Here is a 17,199-nt window from a genome sequence, read left to right as displayed (position 1 = left end):
GTACAGAATGGATCACAGGGAAAAGCAATCGCTTAGCGACCAAAAACGTTCATGCCCAGCAATCGGGGACTGGATCAGCTTTCGGCTAGTGGATGAGTTTGGCGAAGGAAAACCATACGCAGGTTTGGCATATGAACTCTTCGATAGTGAAGGGATCAAGCACAATGGCTCCTTAGATGGCGAAGGCTTTTCCAAAGTAGATGGCCAATATGCAGGACCTCTTATTCTAACAATCAGTAAAGACTATCAAGGCGCAGATGACTTCTATTCTACAATCTCAACGCGCTCAAGCTATCCAATTAAGCTGACACAATTACAAGTAGCGGCCGAAGAAACTCTTCACCGCCCTATCGGCAGTAGCACAAAGACAGGCGCTTATAGAGCAGCATCAGAAAAAGCCGAATTTTACAACGTCGAAGTTCGTCAGTTTGTTGAACATACGCGCCATTTACCGCTTCCTGCAAAACTGTCCAAGCCTGTGCCTGAGGGATGGAAAAAAATCGCATGCGACTTTGGAAAGGGAAAAGCACCAACCTATGGAGTCGGGCTGTTACCAGAAAAACACTACGTCCTTGAAGTCCGCGCCCTGCGCGCATTCAGACCTATGTTCTCACTGACGCCAGCCTTTAGTGCGGTAAACTTATATAACCTTTCGCTATTCGCGACACTCAGTTATGGCGATTTCGGCCAAATTCCGAAAAACCCTAACGCACCAAAAGATCTGAAGGATCCAACATCCCAAGAGCTCGGCGAGGAGCTAAAATACCCAGTAGTTGGAACAATAGGCCATGTACTTCAGACATGTCTGGCGTGCTATCAAGAGCCAATGCGTTATGCCGACGCAAAAACGGTAAATTTTCCAATTGTCGAGGACATACCCTACTCAAAACGTCTTGAGATAGTCCCGTACGATCCAGACATCTATAAAAACGCAGATGAACAAGACACCCCCTCAGATGTTCACTTCTTCAATGATGAACGCCAGGGTCCGCACGACTGGAAAAATACTGATACTCAAGCCTATGCGACTCATGATGACCGCATGATTCTCATTGGTGTCCGAGGCACGGCAGAGAAATGGGATGCTTGGCGTGATGGAGATGCAGAGCAAGTCCCCGTCAAAGATGGCGTTGGTAAAGCACACCAAGGTTTTCACGAAGGCTACGTAGCGGTGCAATCCTTCGTGACCAAATACGTTGAACGGTTCCGTACTAGCGAACAGCGAATTCTTGTTTGTGGCCATAGCCTTGGTGGAGCGATCGCGCTTTTACTGGCTGAATGGATACGTCGCAACTATGATCCCGACGTCATTCTTTATACGTTTGGCTCTCCACGGGCCGGCGATGCCGAATTTGTTGAGGGTGCCAAATCTCTGGTCCACCATCGAATCGTGAATAATAATGATCCGGTGCCAAGCGTTCCGGCCGCATGGATGGACACGAATAAAGCAGTCTGGATCCCCGGCATCGCCGCTACAGTAACCGGAGGCGTTGCGCCCATCGTAGGAGGCGTTGTATTTGGTGCTGGCTTGAGTAGATTCGGCGGTGAGCCGTACAGGCATCAAGGTGAACAACGTTACTTCACCCCGTTGAGATTGCCTGGAAATCAAGTTTCTTCTGTTTTGTGGACCCCAGGTTGCGAGGGTTATGAAGAATCAGCAATGACCCAGCTTTGCTATGCGAACGTAAAAAATAGTGATACCCCCGAACGTAGCAACTTTGGCGTGCAGGTAATGAATGGCGCCGACCACACAATGTTAGGCGGATACATACCCGCCTGCTGGGCAACTCTGCGTCGTTGGCAAGATACTCAGACCAGCGGTGGAACAGTGCTGACTCCGAGAGAGGCAGACAACATGCGCACGCAGATAAGCAACTATCGTACTGCACTTCAGAAATGGCAATTGGCCGCTGATACTGAGTTCCCGGGTGGAACTATCGAAAGCCGAAAGAACGAAAGGGCAACGGCGGTTCAACGTAACGCCTCAATGAGCGATCTGCAGACTCGTCAGAAAGAGATCCATTTGGCGATTAAACACAACAAGAGAGAGCTTGAGGACATCGAAGGCACACTCCAACGCGTCAAATTGCTGGAATCGACCACTTTGGAATTGGCGGACGTATATGGCGACCGCGCTGAGCTACCGGAACTCAAGAAAAATATTCAGCGTTGGGTGGAGCATAAAGAAAACCAGGCAGCAGTGCGCATAGCGCAAATTCCATCGTCACAATCAACCAGCATGGCTTGAGTCTGCGCCTCACTCGATACCTTCACTTCGAGTTTTTTTCACCCTGTAGCGCCTTCTCAACAAAAAATCCAGCTTCCATAAGGGGCTGGATTTCTATTTGTGCTATCAGTTCCCAACTCACGAAGAGGCCATCACATTCACCATCAGCGTTGGCTGACCCACCGCCTTCGCGAGCAAACCCACTCCCACATGGAGGGTGCTTGACCGACGGGCATCACCACCCCAGCCCCGCCAACATGTAAATATTTTCATTAGCCTGCTATTTAATCTTCGATTAATCCCGCAGTCCAAAGCTGTACTGGACCGCACGCCTCAGAGACTTTTTCTGACTCCCTGTGCGGCAATGTTCGACGCGAATCGCGTCGGGCTGACTTTCCGTCTGCACCGGAGTACGACCATGAACATGCGCACATTGCTGATTACATCTGCCCTCGCCTGCGCCGCATTTGCCGGCGTTGCTCAGGCCGCTGATACCGCCACTACACAACCTGTGCCCTACACCGGGCAGGCCTACCACGTGAAAAAGGTCATCTCCATGACCGAACAGCCAACGTCTCGCTGCAAGGTGGTTGACGCTGACATGAAATACATCGATGACTCTGGCAAGACCAGTGATCTCACCTATAGGAAAATGGCTACAGCCTGCGACTTCCAGAACTGACAGACGTTTCTGATTTGCCACGTTGCGGTATTCCTGTGAGGGATCTGGCGCTATGCTCGGGTGCCCTCCCTCACTGCCGCAAGGATCCGCCATGCAGTTGTCCTTTCGTTCTTTGTCGACGTTCACCGCCGCCCTGTGTTTTCTGCTGGCCCTGATCTGGGGCTTGATGCCGGACCGTTTGCTGGCGATATGGAGTATCGAGTTTTCGTCAGGGGCAGGTTTTGTGGCGCGACGCAGTGCAGTGCTGTTCGCAGCCCTGGGTGTGATGTTTTATCTGGTGCGTAACGAGGCGCCGTCCCCGACACGAAATGCACTGAGCAGCGGCTTCATCGTCGGTTGCTGGGGCTTGGCGTTGCTGGGATTTGGCGAATGGCTCAACGGCCACGCCGGGCCGACCATTTTGCCAGCGGTGGTGGTCGAGCTGGCGCTAGGCCTGGGATTTCTCCAGACCCGGCGCGCATCGGTAGAACTCGAACGTGCGAGTTAGAACATCCGGCCACTGACATGACGCGGCTGGGCAACAGCGCGCAGTTCAAGGTCGGAACGCAATTCGGCGATCAGATCGTTTATTTCCCGACAACCATTCAGACGTTTGGCGTTGATGCCGGTGACCATCAAGTCCAGTTGATCGGTCTCGCGGTCGGTGTAGACCTTGACGGTCATCGACAGATCCGGCGACAGCGTGCATTGACAGCGTTTCGGGAGAAAACTGCTTTCAATGATATTGCGTAGTTCCAGGGCAGAAAGAAACATGGCGACCCTCTCCTTAGTGTGAGACTGCCAATCGAATTTCAATGCTGATCTGTGCTGAATCACCCCGGTTTCGTCCTTGGGGGTGTACCGCATTGCAACAGCAGATCGCTCTCTCGTAGCAACGCCAACTCGATGTGAAACGCAGGTTGGCTTAAGAACAAGCTACAGCATAAAACATGCCTGAAATTCCGCCGTGCAGCTCATCGGTAAATCAAGGCTTTAGACGAAATGCCAGCAAATGGCCTCATGCAAGATGCAAGAACGGCCAGTTTCAGCGCTGCAATTTGCAACCTCAAGATTCCGGGTTTGCATTGACAGGCCAGCGCAGTAAAAATGCGGCTATACCGTTCAGTATCCGCTGACCCCAAACGCACGCAAGGAGGCAACATGGGTTCTTTGACCTTAAACACGACCGTCGGGCTGATAGTTGCCGGGCTATCGACAATGGCCAACGCTGAGAAGCTCGAAGACGTCGCGCCATTTCCCAAAGCTGAAAGCGGATTTACCCGTCAGGTCATTCATCTCGCGCCACAAACCGCGGAAGACAGCTTCAAGGTCGAAATTCTGGCCGGCAAGACGCTGACCGTGGACTGCAACCGTCAACGCCTGGGTGGCATGCTCGAAGAGAAAAATCTGGAAGGCTGGGGTTATCCGTTCTACCGTCTGGAAAAAGTCATTGGTCCAATGAGCACGCTGATGGCCTGCCCCGATGGCAAGAGCAAACAGGATTTTGTACCGGTGGTCGGCGACGGTTTCATGCTGCGCTACAACAGCAAACTGCCAATCGTGCTCTATGTGCCCAAGGATGTCGAAGTCCGCTATCGCATCTGGTCAGCGTCGAGCACGGTCGAGAAAGCCGTTCAGGAATAAGCCACCACAAGGAGCGCCGTGTTGATTACCTGCCATGTCAAATACGTGATCGATCCCTATCAATTGGCCGAGTTCGAAGCCTATGCCAAGGCCTGGCTGGGCATCGTCGAACGCCTGGGCGGCACGCATCACGGGTACTTCCTGCCGTCCGAGGGCGCGAGCAATATCGCCTATTGCCTGTTCAGCTTTCCTTCGCTGGCGGACTACGAAAGTTACCGCCACATCGCGATGACCGATCCAGAAAGCGCCGCGCTGGTGGACTCGCTGCTGCAGAAGAAGTTTATCGTCAGCTATGAGCGCACGTTCCTGCGCCCACTGCTGGCCTGACTTCTCTTATGCCGGGACGCCGCACAATGCGGCGCGCTCGGCAACATGGCGCAAACTGTCGAAATTGATGTTGGCACCCGAATCGATAGCGATCAGGGTCTGGCCTAGGGCACCGGTTTGCGCCACGTATTTCTTGATCCCCGCCACTGCCAGCGCGCCGGAAGGCTCGGTGATAGAGCGCGTGTCGTCGTAGATGTTCTTGATGGCGGCGCACAGTTCGTCGTTGCTGACCGTGATCACTTCATCCACGCAAAACCTGCACACTTCGTAACCAAAAGCACCGATCTGCGCCACGGCCACGCCATCGGCGAAGGTGCCCACCTGAGGCAGGATTACCCGTTCACCCGCCTGCAAAGCCGCTTGCAGGCATGCAGAGTGTTCTGACTCGACGCCGATGATGCGCACCTCCGGTCGCAGGTATTTGACGTAAGCCGCAATGCCAGCGATCAGGCCGCCGCCACCCACCGGGACGAAGATGGCGTCCAGCGGGCCTTGATGCTGGCGCAGGATCTCCATGGCGACGGTACCCTGGCCCGCGATCACGTCCGGGTCGTCAAAGGGCGAAACAAAGGTTCGACCGGTTTGTTCGGCAAGGCTGAGCGCGTGCGCCAGGGCAAACGGAAAACTTTCGCCATGCAGCACCGCCTCGGCACCCCGAGTGCGTACGCCGATCACCTTCAACTCCGGGGTCGAACACGGCATGACAATGGTCGCTGTGATCCCCAGTTCACGGGCCGCCAACGCCACACCCTGGGCATGGTTACCGGCCGAAGCGGTGATCACACCCCGCGCCTTCTGCTCGTCACTGAGCTGCACCAGCTTGTTGTAAGCACCGCGAATCTTGAAGGAAAAGGTCGGTTGCAGGTCTTCGCGCTTGAGCAGGATCTGGTTGCCCAAGGCTTCAGACAGCGCCGGCGCAGCTTGCAATGGCGTGCGCACGGCCAGTTCATACACCGGCGCGGCGAGGATTTTTTTGACGTAGTGCTCAAGCAACGTTTGCTCGGCGGCGGTGCTGTTCATACTCATCTCCTTGGCGAACCCCGAATTCCCCGTAGGCGCTGCTGCAGGCTGCGATCTCTTGATCTTTAAAAATCAAAGATCGCAGCCTGCGGCAGCGCCCACGCGCAAAGCGTCAGTTCAAAACCCAGGAGACAGAAAGTAAAAACCCGCCTCTAGGGCGGGTTGGGTGCTGCAGTCGTGAGCTAGCCCGCCAAATAAGGAATGGCGGTAATAATGCTTGGCTGGCAGCGCAATACGGTGGAAGTCATGGCTGGAAATTAGCCGGGCGTTGCGGGCAAGTCAATGGCCAATTTTCTGCGGGCTCTGTAGGGCCAGCGATACTACGGTTTTTGTCTCGCTCGGACCGTTGTTGTATCTGGTCGTGCGGGGGCTCCGGGATCGCAAAGCGTCAGGAAGCCCCGCTCAAGCACTTACCAGGCCTGGCCGCGACGCTTGAGCTCCAGGCGCCGGACGAACTCTTCCAGCACCAGTGAGTACAGATCGTCCTGTAGATAGGCGTCTTCGATACCGGCGTCCATGTTCGGGTTATCGTTGACTTCGATCACCACCACCTTGTCGCCGGACTGTTTGAGGTCAACGCCGTACAGGCCGTCGCCGATCAGGTTGGCGGTCTTCACCGCCAGTTCCACCACCGCTCGCGGCGCTTCGTGGACCGCCAACGTACGACATTCGCCGTTGATGTCCTGACCCTTGGCCTTGTGGTTGTAAATCTGCCAATGGCCCTTGGACATGAAGTACTGGCAGGCAAAGATCGGTTTGCGGTTGAGCACGCCGATGCGCCAGTCGTATTCGGTGTAGAAAAACTCTTGCGCCAGCAACAGCACCGAGTGTTCGAACAGTTCGGCCGTGGCTTCGAGCAAGGCTTGCTGGCTTTCGACCTTGATCACACCTCGAGAGAAACAGCCGTCGGGGATTTTCAACACCAGCGGAAACCCCAGCCGCTCGCCGACCCGCTCGAAGTCTTCCGGTCGTTCCTTGTAAAGAATTTCAGTGGCAGGCATGCCCAGATGATGGCTTTTGAGCAGATCGGTCAGGTAGACCTTGTTGGTGCAGCGCAGGATCGACGCCGGATCGTCCATTACCACCAGCCCTTCGCTCTCGGCTTTCTTGGCGAACCGGTAAGTGTGGTTGTCAACACTGGTGGTCTCGCGGATCAGCAAGCCGTCGTATTCAGCGATACGGGCGTAGTCCTTGCGCTCGATCAGATCGACATCAATGCCCAACGTCTTGCCGACACGGACGAAGTTATCCAGCGCCTTGGCATTGGAGGGCGGCAATGCCTCTTGCGGATCGTGGAGGATGGCCAAGTCATAACGGGCCAGTTGTCGGGAACGGGGGACGCGCCAGATCTTGTGACTGAAACTGTCCAGTGAGTTAGCGAATTGATCTTCCTGATCTTCGCGCAACTTGTGCAGGGCACCGGATTTTATGCCTTCAATGTGCCAGCCATTAGTTCGCCGAAACTCAACTAACAAAATCGGACAGGGAAACACTTCAAATAACTGCCGCGCCAGATCCTGCAACGGCTCGATATTGGTCTTGCCGAAATAAAGCGTCAGGGTAAAGCCTTCAGTGTCACTGTAGAGGTGATTACTCAGGGCTTTTTCCAAGGGTTTATCCAGGTCATCCAGCGCCAGACCGTACAGCGATTTTCGGGTCAGTTCGCTGATGGTCCGTACCGACGGAATCACCTTGTGCCCTCGCGCCTCGGCCAGCAACGAGCAGTAATAACCGTGGCCCAGGTACTTGTAGCTGCGGCACAGATTGATCACCTGAACCCGCTTGCCCTGCTGGTCGTCACGAGTCTGCTCAAGGTATTGCTGTGCGGTGACGATGTCTTCACTGGGGAAGTAAGAAGCCCAGTCTTCCTTGCGTTCGACAATGATAATCAGCCGACTGGAAGCCCTGCTCGCGTCATTCAAATAAGTTGCAGAAGTGATTGCTGTCGGCAAAGTTTGCTCGGATACTTCGCGCCAATGACCTTGTACCGCTGACATAGTGATTGATCCGTTGGAGAACAAGACCATTCCTATTAAGCACGAAGTTTTTCGAAAGTCCCGTTTCGTTACGCAACTTTTACGGTGGTCATATGAATCCTGTCTTTCGCCTGGCAGTCATTGAAGACCTGGCGGCGCTGTTGGAACTTGAAGCGCAATGTTTCACCACGGACCGGCTCAACGCCCGCAGCTTTCAGTGGATGATCACCAAGGCTCACGGGCAACTGTTGGTGGCTGAAGTCGACGGTCTGTTATTGGGCTATGCGTTGGTGTTGTTTCACCGTGGTACCTCGCTGGCACGGTTATACTCGATTGCCATCGCCGAGCAGGCCCGGGGCGGCGGGCTGGGCAAGCAACTGCTGCAACGCATCGAAGTCTGTGCGCTGGAACACGATTGCGCCTATTTGCGCCTGGAAGTTCGTACCGATAATCCGGCAGCACTGGCCCTGTATGAACGCAATGGCTATCGGCGTTTTGCGCGGGTACACGATTATTATGAGGACCACGCCGACGCGCTACGGCTGGAAAAACGCATCCTCCAGCACCGGGATTCGCGCAACATCAAGGTGCCGTATTACCCGCAAACCACCGAGTTCACCTGCGGTCCCGCCTGCTTGCTGATGGCCATGGGCGCGCTGCAACAGCAGCGTTTACTGGAGCGCCGCGAAGAACTGCAAATCTGGCGAGAGGCAACCACTGTGTTCATGACCTCAGGCCATGGTGGTTGCAGCCCACAGGGCTTGGCGCTGGCCGCTTGGCGACGAGGGTTTCGTGTGGACTTGCAACTGAGTATGGCCGGGCCGTTGTTTCTCGACGGCGTTCGTGATGAGCATAAAAAAGACGTCATGCGCCTGGTTCACGACGAGTTCACCGCGCAATTACGCGACACCGATGTAGCGCAGGTCATCGGTGGGCTGCTGGACCTGCCCCGATTACTGGACGACGGCGGTCAGCCGCTGGTACTGATCAGCAGTTATCGGCTGACCCGTTCCAAAGCCCCACATTGGGTGATTGTCACCGATTGCGATGATGAGTTCGTCTACCTGCACGACCCTGATGTGGACCATAGCCAGCATCGCCAACCGATGGATTGCCAGCACCTGCCGGTCAGCCATGGAGAGTTCGAGAAGATGTGCAGTTTTGGGCGGGGAAAGCTCAGGGCGGCGGTGATTCTCTATCACCGTGCCTGAGTCTGGCGCAGAACCAAATGTGGGAGCGAGCCTGCTCGCGAAGACTTTGCATCAGCAAACATATAGGCCGGCTGACACTACCTCTTCGCGAACAGGCTCGCTCCCACAGATTTTGCAGTGTTCAATGCATAAAGTTACTTCAATCCCACCTTATAAAGCCCGCCATCCTTCTCATCTGTCAACACATACAAATACCCGTCCGGTCCCTGCCGAACGTCACGAATCCGCTGTTTGAGCTCACCCATCAAGCGCTCCTCGTGAATCACCTTGTCGCCATCGAATTGCAACCGGATCAGCTCCTGGCTGGCCAGCGCCCCGATAAACACGTTGTGTTGCCACGGTTTGAACCGGTCGCCATCGTAGAACGCCATGCCACTGATGCCCGGAGACACTTCCCACACATGGTGCGGCGGTACGGTACCATCAACGGTCTTGCCCTTGGCTTCCGGGATCGGCTCGCCAGAATAGTTGATTCCATTTGTCGCCAGCGGCCAGCCATAGTTTTTGCCACGTTCGATGATATTGATTTCATCACCGCCCTTGGGACCGTGTTCGTTTTCCCACAACGTACCGCTCCATGGATTAAGCGCAGCACCCTGCGGATTGCGATGGCCGTAGGACCAGATTTCCGGGCGCACGCCGTTCTGACCGACAAAAGGATTATCGTCCGGCACGCGGCCGTCAGAGTAGATCCTCACGACCTTGCCTTGGAGTTTGTCGAGGTCCTGAGCGGTGGGACGGTCGTTGTTCTCACCCAGGGTGATGAACAGATAACCGTCGCGGTCGAAGACCAATCGTGAGCCAAAGTGATTGCCGACCGAGAGCTTGGGCTCCTGCCGGAAGATCACCTTGAAGTCCTTGAGGCTGGTCAGGTCATCAGACAAACGCCCGCGTCCAACCGCCGTGCCGGCCTTGCCGCCCTCGCCACCACCTTCGGCGTACGAGAGATAAACCATACGGTCCTGCTGGAAGTCCGGTGACAGCACCACGTCGAGCAAACCGCCCTGCCCCTTGGCCCAGACCTCGGGCACGCCGCTAATCGGCGCCGACCGTTTGCCGTCAGCCGTCACAACCCGCAGAGTGCCGGGCCGCTCGGTGACCAGCATGCCCTGGCGATCCGGCAGGAACGCCAGGGCCCATGGATGCTCCAGCCCCTTGGTGATCGGCGTGACCTCAAGGGTGCCTTGTTCGCTTTTCAGTTCTTGGGAAGGCGCCGCGAAAACGGGCGCCGTGGCGGTGATCAGGGCGCTGGCAAAGCAAGTTGCCAGCAGGGTTTTACGCAACATGCACGATTCCTTTTGTCGTTGGAATGACTGACAAGACCATCGTCCTGCGGTTCAACGGTTGCTGCTGTCAGAGTCTCGGGGTGGCGGGTTGGGGATGAACTTCGGTGGTGTGTCCGGCACCGAGCGGTTTGGCGGATAGCCGTTGCCGATGCCACCGTTTTCGAGGGTCGGCGCACTCGGCGTCGGTACGGTATTGGGCCCGCGAATTGCCGGGGTGTTGGGCTGGGTGCCCTGCATGCTGTTGGGATTGGCCCGGCGAATCGGGCTGTTGTACGGATTGTTGTTACTGCTCGTCGGACTCTGCGCCAGCACCCTCGAAGACGACGTATCGGCAAGCGCCGCCTGGCCCAGCACGCCACTCAATGCCAACACGGTGCAGCCAAGCACATATCTGTTCATGGGGCGCCTCTGCGGATATGCATCGTCAATGTCTTCGATATCACGCTACCCCCTGGGCTGGCGTTTGTTAACTGAAACCTCTTTCACAAGATGTAACACGAGTTGACCAAGCCGCCGATCCCCCCACAGGACCGGGCCGCAGCTCGCTGAAACTTTTGCTCAAGACCGCAGGTCACCTGATCATCACCTGCGAGTAGACGACGATGGCACGGGCAATCTGGAAAGGCGCAATCAGTTTCGGCTTGGTGCATATACCCGTGGCGCTGGTCTCGGCGACCTCCTCCCAGGGGGTCGACTTCGACTGGCTCGATAACCGCAGCATGGACCCGGTGGGCTACAAGCGGGTCAACAAGGTCACTGGAAAAGAAGTCACCAAGGAACACATCGTCAAAGGTGTGGAATACGAAAAGGGTCGTTACGTGGTGCTCAGCGAAGAGGAAATCCGCTCGGCGCACCCGCTGTCGACCCAGACCATCGACATCTTTGCCTTTGTCGACAGCCAGCAAATTCCGCTGCAAAACATCGACACACCCTACTACTTGGCACCCGACAAACGTGGTGGCAAGGTCTACGCATTGCTGCGCGAAACCCTGCGCACAACCGACAAGGTCGCCCTCGCCCATGTGGTTCTGCATACCCGTCAGCATCTGGCGGCGGTCATGCCGCTGGAATCGGCCATGGTACTGGTGATGCTGCGCTGGCCGTCAGAAGTACGCAGCCTCGACGAGCTGGCGCTGGGCAGCGAGGTGACCAAACCCGAACTGGTCAAGGGTGAACTGGACATGGCCAAGCGACTGGTGGAGGACATGAGCGCCGACTGGAAACCCGAGGATTATCGCGACGAATTTGAAGACAAGATCATGGCGCTGGTCGAGAAGAAAGCCCATGAAGGCAAGATCGAAGACGTCGAAACCAGCCCTGGCGAAGAAGAACGTAAGACAGCGGATGTCATCGACCTGACTGAACTGCTTAAACGCAGCCTCGGCGGCAAGTCCGGCAAACCCGCAGCCAAACCGCGCAAGGCCGCCGCCAAACCTGCGGCGGCGAAAAAAGCCACGAAGAGTTCCAGAGGCTGACTGCCTGTATGAACTCGTAACACAAGGTAGTCGGCCATGGCTAAACCGGTGAGTGAATACACCCGCAAACGCAACTTCGAGATCACTTCGGAGCCGCCCGAATCGGCCCCCGCCCGCCGTGGAAAAAAGGCCCCGTCAGCGTTGCGCTTCGTGATCCAGAAGCATGACGCACGCAACCTGCATTATGACTTTCGGCTGGAGCTCAATGGCACCCTGAAAAGCTGGGCGGTGCCCAAGGGCCCAAGCCTGGACCCTGCACAAAAGCGCCTGGCGGTGCACGTTGAAGACCATCCTGTCAGTTATGGCACGTTCGAGGGCAGCATTCCCGAAGGGCAATACGGTGCGGGGGATGTGATCGTCTGGGACCATGGTGTCTGGCAACCCCACGGCGACCCCGAACAGACCTACAAGGCCGGCAAGCTCAAATTCACCCTGATCGGTGAAAAACTCTCGGGTGACTGGACTCTGGTGCGCACCCATCTGCGTGGCAGTGGCGACAAGGAACAATGGCTGCTGATCAAGGAGCGCGACACGCAGGCCCGCGCCATCAGTGACTATGACGTGGTGGTCGAACGGCCCAACAGCGTGTTGAGCCATGCAACGGTCGGTGAAAAGAAAGCCGTCAAGACGGCCTCAACCGCCGCTAAAACCCCAGCCAAAGCCAAAGCGCCCGCCAAATCCAAAGCTGCAAAGCCCGCGGTGCTGCCCGATCAACTCACCCCGCAGCTTGCCACTCTGGTGGACAAGGCCCCCTCTGGCGACTGGCGTTATGAAATCAAATTCGACGGCTACCGAATCCTCGCCCGCATCGAAAACGGCGAGGTGCGCCTGCTGACGCGCAATGGCCACGACTGGACCGCCAAACTGCCGTTGCAAGCCAAGGCGCTGGCAGAGATGAAACTCGACGGCAGTTGGCTCGATGGCGAAGTGGTGGTGTTGAACGACAAAGGCTTTCCGGACTTTCAGGCCCTGCAAAACGCATTTGAAATTGGCCGCTCCGTCGACATCATTTATTTCATATTCGATGCGCCGTTTCTGCACGGGGTCGATCAGCGCGAATTGCCAGTGGAAGACCGTCGTGCGGCATTGAAAAAAGCCCTGGGACGTAAATCCCGACACGTATTGCGCTTCTCCGAAGCCTTTACCGCCAACCACCGCGACATCGTCGAAAGTGCTTGTGCGCTGGAGCTGGAGGGCGTGATCGGCAAGCGCGCCGGCAGCCCTTATGTGTCACGGCGCAGTCCGGACTGGATCAAGCTCAAATGCCGTTTGCGCCAGGAGTTCGTGATCATCGGCTATACCCAGCCGCAAGGCTCGCGCAGCGGATTCGGCGCCCTGCTACTCGGGGTGTATGGCGATGGCGGGCTGGTGTATTCAGGTCGGGTCGGCACCGGATTCAATCAGGCCAACCTGAAACTGTTTCATGGGCAACTGCAACAAATTGAGCGCAAGGCCTCCCCCCTTTCCAAGCCACTGACATCGGCGCAGGCCAGGGGCGTGCATTGGGTCGAACCGAGCAGCGTGTGCGAAGTGGAGTTTGCCGAATGGACTCGCGAAGGCGTGGTGCGTCAGGCGGCGTTCATTGCCATGCGTACCGACAAACCGGCCGGGGAGATTACTCGTGAACGACCCCAGTCACCCAAAGCAGACAACCCCGCGAGCGAAAAGAAAACCCGTGAAACCAAAGCCGCCGACGCCAGCATTGCCGGGGTCAAGATCAGCCACCCTGATCGGGTAATCGACAAGCAAAGCGGCACTCAAAAACTGGAACTTGCGCAGTTTTACGAGCGTATCAGCGACTGGATATTGCCCTGCCTGCGTCATCGACCGGTGTCCCTGCTACGCGCGCCCGATGGTGTGGAGGGCGAGCAATTCTTCCAGAAACACTCCGAGCGTCTGGCGATCCCCCATATCAAACAATTGTCTCCCGAACTCGATCCCGGCCATGCGCGACTGATGGAAATCGATACACCGGCGGCGCTGATCGGCGCGGCGCAAATGGGTACTATTGAGTTGCACACCTGGGGCGCTACCAGCGACCGGATCGAAACGCCGGATCGGTTTATTCTCGACCTCGACCCCGACCCGGCGCTGCCCTGGAAGAGCATGGTCGAAGCCACGCAACTGACCTTGTCGGTGCTGGATGAACTGGGCCTGGAGGCGTTTCTGAAGACCAGCGGCGGCAAAGGCATGCACATTATTGTGCCGCTGGTGCGCAAGGATGACTGGGACACGGTCAAGGCATTTGCCAAAGCCATCGCCCAGTTCATGGCGCAGCAATTGCCGGAACGGATCACCGCGACCATGGGCCCGAAAAACCGCGTCGGGAAAATATTCGTCGATTACCTGCGCAATACTCGGGGCGCCAGCACGGTGGCGGCTTATTCGGTCCGCGCGCGGCCGGGGTTGCCGGTGTCAGTGCCGATTGCTCGGGACGAACTGGCCGGACTGCATGGCGCTCAGGAGTGGACGGTGGCTAACTTGCCGGAACGACTGGAAGGATTGAAGGCTGATCCGTGGGCGGGGTATGCCAATCGGCAGCGGATAACAGCGAAAATGTGGAAGCAGTTGGGGGTCAAGAAGCCTTGAGCATTGCGCCGGCTTTTCTGGCCCCTTCGCGAGCAGCCTCGCTCCCACATTTGAAGTCGATATTCCTGTGGGAGCGAGCCTGCTCGCGAAAGAACCATCCGCCCCGATACAAAACTCAGATCAGCACAAACACCGCCAACAACCCACCAAAAATCGCCCACTTCTCCAGGTAATACCGGGTGCGATTGCGTTTCTTGAGTTCTTTGCCACGCAAACGAACCTTGTAGATTTTGGTAAACAGACGGTTGATGCCACCGGTACGGTCGCCCGCATCATTCGGCGCGCCGGCCGCTGACATCACGTTGCGACTGAACCAGCGATTGCAGGCCTCTGCCCAGCGATACTTCAAAGGCCGCTCGACATCGCAGAACAGAATGAGACGGTTCTGATCCGTGGTGTTCTCGGCATAATGGATAAAGGTTTCGTCGAACATCACGGCTTCGCCATCACGCCAGTGGTAATCCTGACCATCGACATTGATATGGCAACCGGCATCGTTCGGCGTATCCAGGCCCAAGTGATAGCGATACGAACCGGCATACGGGTCACGGTGGCGTACCAGTTTGGAACCCGGTGGCAATTCGGCAAACATCGCCGCCTTGATCGAGCCGATGCTTTGCACCAACTCGGTCGTGCGCGGACACAGTTTCATGGCCGAGGGGTGACTGTCGCCGTACCACTTCAGATAGAAGCGTTTCCAGCCTGATTTGAAGAACGAGTTGAAACCTACGTCGTCGTACTGGTTGGAACGCTTGATCTCTCCGGCACGCAACAAGTTCTGGCCTTCGGCACGAATTTCTTCCCAGTGGGCCTGCAGCGGGCTCAGGTCAGGAAACTGCGCAGGGCTGAGAAACGGTTTGCCGGGGATTTTCGAGAACAGATAAAGGAAACAGTTCACCGGCGCCAGAAACGTCGAATGGTCGCTGAGTTGGCGGCCCAGTTTGTGGCGTACCCGACCGCGAAGATGAACATACGCGATGGATACAACATAAATTGCGGCAATGATGAGTTTCACGGAAATCGTCACACTTCAAAAGTTAACAAACTGCGTGCCTTGCCAGCCAAGAGGCCCAAAGGTCGGTGCAGAGTCAGAGATACAAAAACGACAGGTTGTGGACCCCGTCGACGGTCGAAATTCGATTGATGGATGGCATTTTAGCCACAGTTTGTAACTAATAGTTAATGTTCAACTGTGAAAATGTGTCCGCTGATCCTGCCAAAACGGGGGTACGGCCTCAACACCCTATCGTTTAAAGAGCCAGACCAGTACAATCGCCGCCAAACATTACGCGCCCCCCTTGGTTGATGACGGGAATGAACCCCGCCTCAGCGCACTTCCACTCGGGCCAAGCGCTCCATTGCTGCTGTCCACTTGTTGCCAGATGGACCTTCCGCTTCTGACCGGGATGCATTTGCCGTGGTCTGAATACCGGAACCGGGTACTGATTCGGTACTGCCGCACCCTTAGCTACTCTGAATGCTTCGCAGGAAAAACCTTTGATTTCTACAGCTAACATCACGATGCAGTATTGATCGGGGTTTTCTGAGGGTTCCAGCCAGCATTTACAGGGGGTTAACACCTCATCAACCCCCTCCTTTTCACACCATTGGCCCAAAAATTGGCCCAAGATCTCCGGCGTTCTGCCGACATGAAACACACCTCTCCCCAACAAGTTTAGCCCCTGCTACGCTGACCTCCAAAATGAGGATTCGCGATGCCAAATTCCGACCTGCTCCCTTCCCTGCTTTTCAAGATAAACGAAAACCAGCTCGCTCTGGAAGCTGCCATTCTGGAGTTATCGAACTGGGTCGAGGCCCGGGGTTCCGCCGATGTCGCCGACAACGTTCGCGGCGCTCTGGACACTATCGACAAGAACGAGGAATTCATCAAGCTGACCCTCGCGGTCCTGATGACGCCAGAGTGACGCATTGAGTGCAGTCCCCGGGCTAACCTCAATCGCATGAATATTTTTGGTAAATCAATTGTTGCTCGACTAGGCTTTAGCTCCCAGCAGGAGCTTAATCATGAAAGACAGGGATCAAGTCTACTGTGCGCTCTATAACCTAAATCTGACCCAGCTCGCTATTGGTGCGGCCTTGGAAGATTTGATCGCGATCATTGAACAGATGGGTGATATAGAGCCGCAGACGTCAGAATCGTTAAAACGCCATTTGTCTGCGATTGAGAGAAATTCTGACCGCTCCTGTGAAGCGATTTACTCGTTAGTCAGCTCACTCCCAGCGCCCGAAGATCTTTGGTCCCCTCCTCCTGCTTGGCCGTGAAAGCCCGGACATACACAGCGCACCGCCCAATCCCCTACAGCTCGTCGCATCACCCTCGCCGCGTCCTTCCGCCTCGACTACTGTATGTCCAAACAGTACATAGTAAAGGCGCCTCTCTGTGGATCCCTACGAAATCGAAGACACCAGCGACTGGCTTGGAAGCCCGACCGAACTGGAAACATGCCGTCACTTTCTGTTGATGGCTGAAAATGAAATCCAGGAGCTCACCCTGCAGCTACGCAAAGCCCGCGAGGATGTCTTCGGGCTGGTGCAGATGAACAGTCAGTTGAGCGATGAAAAGTCGAAACTGAGCCGAGAACTCAAGGAGACTCTGGCGCATATCAGCCGACTCAACAGTGATGCTTCGGAGCTCAATAGAGCACTCGGCAGCCTAAAGGAAATTAAAGCTCAACGTGACAGGTTGCTCTGGGAGCATCAGGAACGCTTCAGGCAATCGCTCAATGAGTAGCCCGTCAATGGTTCGGTGCCGCAGCTACGCT

16 protein-coding genes and 1 pseudogene are annotated in these 17,199 nt (G+C 56.1%); 11 read left to right on the top strand and 6 right to left on the bottom strand.

Annotated features, from left to right (window positions below):
• The first annotated feature begins 7 nt into the window (after positions 1–7).
• The 3 genes from POF45_RS01270 (at position 8) to POF45_RS01260 (ending at position 3,396) form a co-directional block, all read left to right on the top strand.
• Positions 8–2,248: a lipase family protein gene (locus POF45_RS01270; protein WP_282314833.1), complete on the top strand. Its 2,241-nt coding sequence runs from the start codon at positions 8–10 to the stop codon at positions 2,246–2,248.
• A 397-nt stretch (positions 2,249–2,645) separates the two neighbouring features.
• On the top strand, positions 2,646–2,909 hold the full coding sequence (locus POF45_RS01265) for a DUF2790 domain-containing protein (RefSeq protein WP_259494258.1): 264 nt from the start codon (positions 2,646–2,648) through the stop codon (positions 2,907–2,909).
• A 91-nt stretch (positions 2,910–3,000) separates the two neighbouring features.
• The gene (locus tag POF45_RS01260) at positions 3,001–3,396 is read left to right on the top strand and encodes a hypothetical protein (protein WP_259494259.1); all 396 of its coding nucleotides are present in this window, start codon (positions 3,001–3,003) and stop codon (positions 3,394–3,396) included.
• On the opposite strand, the gene POF45_RS01255 is transcribed toward POF45_RS01260, so the two are convergent.
• A complete protein-coding gene (locus tag POF45_RS01255) occupies positions 3,393–3,662 on the bottom strand; it encodes a DUF1652 domain-containing protein (protein ID WP_259494260.1) in 270 nt (89 codons plus the stop codon). The two genes, POF45_RS01260 and POF45_RS01255, sit on opposite strands and share 4 nt — an antisense overlap.
• 387 nt (positions 3,663–4,049) lie before the next feature.
• On the opposite strand from POF45_RS01255, the gene eco reads away from it, so the two are divergent.
• Together eco and POF45_RS01245 are read left to right on the top strand one after the other, a co-directional pair.
• Positions 4,050–4,532 carry a serine protease inhibitor ecotin gene (gene eco / locus POF45_RS01250; protein WP_282314832.1) on the top strand — a complete coding sequence of 161 codons (483 nt, stop codon included), beginning with the start codon at positions 4,050–4,052 and terminating at the stop codon, positions 4,530–4,532.
• A gap of 21 nt (positions 4,533–4,553) precedes the next feature.
• On the top strand, positions 4,554–4,859 hold the full coding sequence (locus POF45_RS01245) for an NIPSNAP family protein (RefSeq protein ID WP_259494262.1): 306 nt from the start codon (positions 4,554–4,556) through the stop codon (positions 4,857–4,859).
• Between the two features lie 24 nt (positions 4,860–4,883).
• On the opposite strand, the pseudogene ilvA reads toward POF45_RS01245, so the two are convergent.
• Together ilvA and POF45_RS01235 are read right to left on the bottom strand one after the other, a co-directional pair.
• Positions 4,884–5,885: pseudogene (gene ilvA, locus POF45_RS01240) on the bottom strand (threonine ammonia-lyase, biosynthetic); the annotation flags it as partial.
• Positions 5,886–6,289: 404 nt separating this feature from the next.
• A complete protein-coding gene (locus POF45_RS01235; protein WP_282314831.1) occupies positions 6,290–7,876 on the bottom strand; it encodes a RimK family ATP-grasp domain-containing protein in 1,587 nt (528 codons plus the stop codon).
• 92 nt (positions 7,877–7,968) lie between these two features.
• Here POF45_RS01235 and POF45_RS01230 point away from each other — a divergent pair, with 92 nt between their 5' ends.
• The gene (locus tag POF45_RS01230; protein ID WP_259494266.1) at positions 7,969–9,066 is read left to right on the top strand and encodes a GNAT family N-acetyltransferase/peptidase C39 family protein; all 1,098 of its coding nucleotides are present in this window, start codon (positions 7,969–7,971) and stop codon (positions 9,064–9,066) included.
• 134 nt (positions 9,067–9,200) lie between these two features.
• Here POF45_RS01230 and POF45_RS01225 read toward each other — a convergent pair whose 3' ends face one another.
• A complete protein-coding gene (locus POF45_RS01225; RefSeq protein ID WP_282314830.1) occupies positions 9,201–10,352 on the bottom strand; it encodes a PQQ-dependent sugar dehydrogenase in 1,152 nt (383 codons plus the stop codon).
• Between the two features lie 51 nt (positions 10,353–10,403).
• Positions 10,404–10,751 (bottom strand): hypothetical protein, encoded by a 348-nt coding sequence (locus POF45_RS01220; RefSeq protein WP_259494270.1) that lies wholly within the window; start codon positions 10,749–10,751, stop codon positions 10,404–10,406.
• Between the two features lie 203 nt (positions 10,752–10,954).
• Here POF45_RS01220 and ku point away from each other — a divergent pair, with 203 nt between their 5' ends.
• Together ku and ligD are read left to right on the top strand one after the other, a co-directional pair.
• Positions 10,955–11,827, top strand: coding sequence for a non-homologous end joining protein Ku (ku, locus tag POF45_RS01215; RefSeq protein ID WP_259494271.1), 873 nt, complete (start codon positions 10,955–10,957; stop codon positions 11,825–11,827).
• Between the two features lie 36 nt (positions 11,828–11,863).
• A complete protein-coding gene (ligD, locus tag POF45_RS01210; protein WP_282314829.1) occupies positions 11,864–14,416 on the top strand; it encodes a DNA ligase D in 2,553 nt (850 codons plus the stop codon).
• Between the two features lie 115 nt (positions 14,417–14,531).
• Here the strand turns inward: ligD and lpxO are convergent, their stop codons facing one another.
• Positions 14,532–15,431, bottom strand: a complete 900-nt coding sequence (gene lpxO / locus POF45_RS01205) for a lipid A hydroxylase LpxO (RefSeq protein WP_259494273.1) — start codon at positions 15,429–15,431, stop codon at positions 14,532–14,534.
• Positions 15,432–16,131: 700 nt separating this feature from the next.
• Between lpxO and POF45_RS01200 the strand changes: the two genes are divergently transcribed.
• From POF45_RS01200 to POF45_RS01190, 3 genes are all read left to right on the top strand, one after another.
• Positions 16,132–16,341 carry a hypothetical protein gene (locus POF45_RS01200; protein ID WP_282314828.1) on the top strand — a complete coding sequence of 70 codons (210 nt, stop codon included), beginning with the start codon at positions 16,132–16,134 and terminating at the stop codon, positions 16,339–16,341.
• 100 nt (positions 16,342–16,441) lie between these two features.
• Positions 16,442–16,699, top strand: coding sequence for a hypothetical protein (locus POF45_RS01195; RefSeq protein WP_282314827.1), 258 nt, complete (start codon positions 16,442–16,444; stop codon positions 16,697–16,699).
• Positions 16,700–16,817: 118 nt separating this feature from the next.
• Positions 16,818–17,168, top strand: a complete 351-nt coding sequence (locus POF45_RS01190; RefSeq protein WP_282314826.1) for a hypothetical protein — start codon at positions 16,818–16,820, stop codon at positions 17,166–17,168.
• Positions 17,169–17,199: the final 31 nt, after the last annotated feature.

Source organism: Pseudomonas fungipugnans (assembly GCF_029955235.1).
In the GTDB taxonomy this organism is placed as follows: domain Bacteria; phylum Pseudomonadota; class Gammaproteobacteria; order Pseudomonadales; family Pseudomonadaceae; genus Aquipseudomonas; species Aquipseudomonas fungipugnans.
This window is presented reverse-complemented; position numbering and strand designations above follow the sequence as displayed.

What these genes read in the sequence shown, in the direction of transcription:
- POF45_RS01270 (WP_282314833.1), top strand. Translation starts at nt 8, where the DNA reads ATGGATCACAGGGAAAAGCAATCGCTTAGCGACCAAAAACGTTCATGC.
- POF45_RS01265 (WP_259494258.1), top strand. Translation starts at nt 2,646, where the DNA reads ATGAACATGCGCACATTGCTGATTACATCTGCCCTCGCCTGCGCCGCA.
- POF45_RS01260 (WP_259494259.1), top strand. Translation starts at nt 3,001, where the DNA reads ATGCAGTTGTCCTTTCGTTCTTTGTCGACGTTCACCGCCGCCCTGTGT.
- POF45_RS01255 (WP_259494260.1), bottom strand. Translation starts at nt 3,662, where the DNA reads ATGTTTCTTTCTGCCCTGGAACTACGCAATATCATTGAAAGCAGTTTT.
- eco (WP_282314832.1), top strand. Translation starts at nt 4,050, where the DNA reads ATGGGTTCTTTGACCTTAAACACGACCGTCGGGCTGATAGTTGCCGGG.
- POF45_RS01235 (WP_282314831.1), bottom strand. Translation starts at nt 7,876, where the DNA reads ATGTCAGCGGTACAAGGTCATTGGCGCGAAGTATCCGAGCAAACTTTG.
- POF45_RS01230 (WP_259494266.1), top strand. Translation starts at nt 7,969, where the DNA reads ATGAATCCTGTCTTTCGCCTGGCAGTCATTGAAGACCTGGCGGCGCTG.
- POF45_RS01225 (WP_282314830.1), bottom strand. Translation starts at nt 10,352, where the DNA reads ATGTTGCGTAAAACCCTGCTGGCAACTTGCTTTGCCAGCGCCCTGATC.
- POF45_RS01220 (WP_259494270.1), bottom strand. Translation starts at nt 10,751, where the DNA reads ATGAACAGATATGTGCTTGGCTGCACCGTGTTGGCATTGAGTGGCGTG.
- ku (WP_259494271.1), top strand. Translation starts at nt 10,955, where the DNA reads ATGGCACGGGCAATCTGGAAAGGCGCAATCAGTTTCGGCTTGGTGCAT.
- ligD (WP_282314829.1), top strand. Translation starts at nt 11,864, where the DNA reads ATGGCTAAACCGGTGAGTGAATACACCCGCAAACGCAACTTCGAGATC.
- POF45_RS01200 (WP_282314828.1), top strand. Translation starts at nt 16,132, where the DNA reads ATGCCAAATTCCGACCTGCTCCCTTCCCTGCTTTTCAAGATAAACGAA.
- POF45_RS01195 (WP_282314827.1), top strand. Translation starts at nt 16,442, where the DNA reads ATGAAAGACAGGGATCAAGTCTACTGTGCGCTCTATAACCTAAATCTG.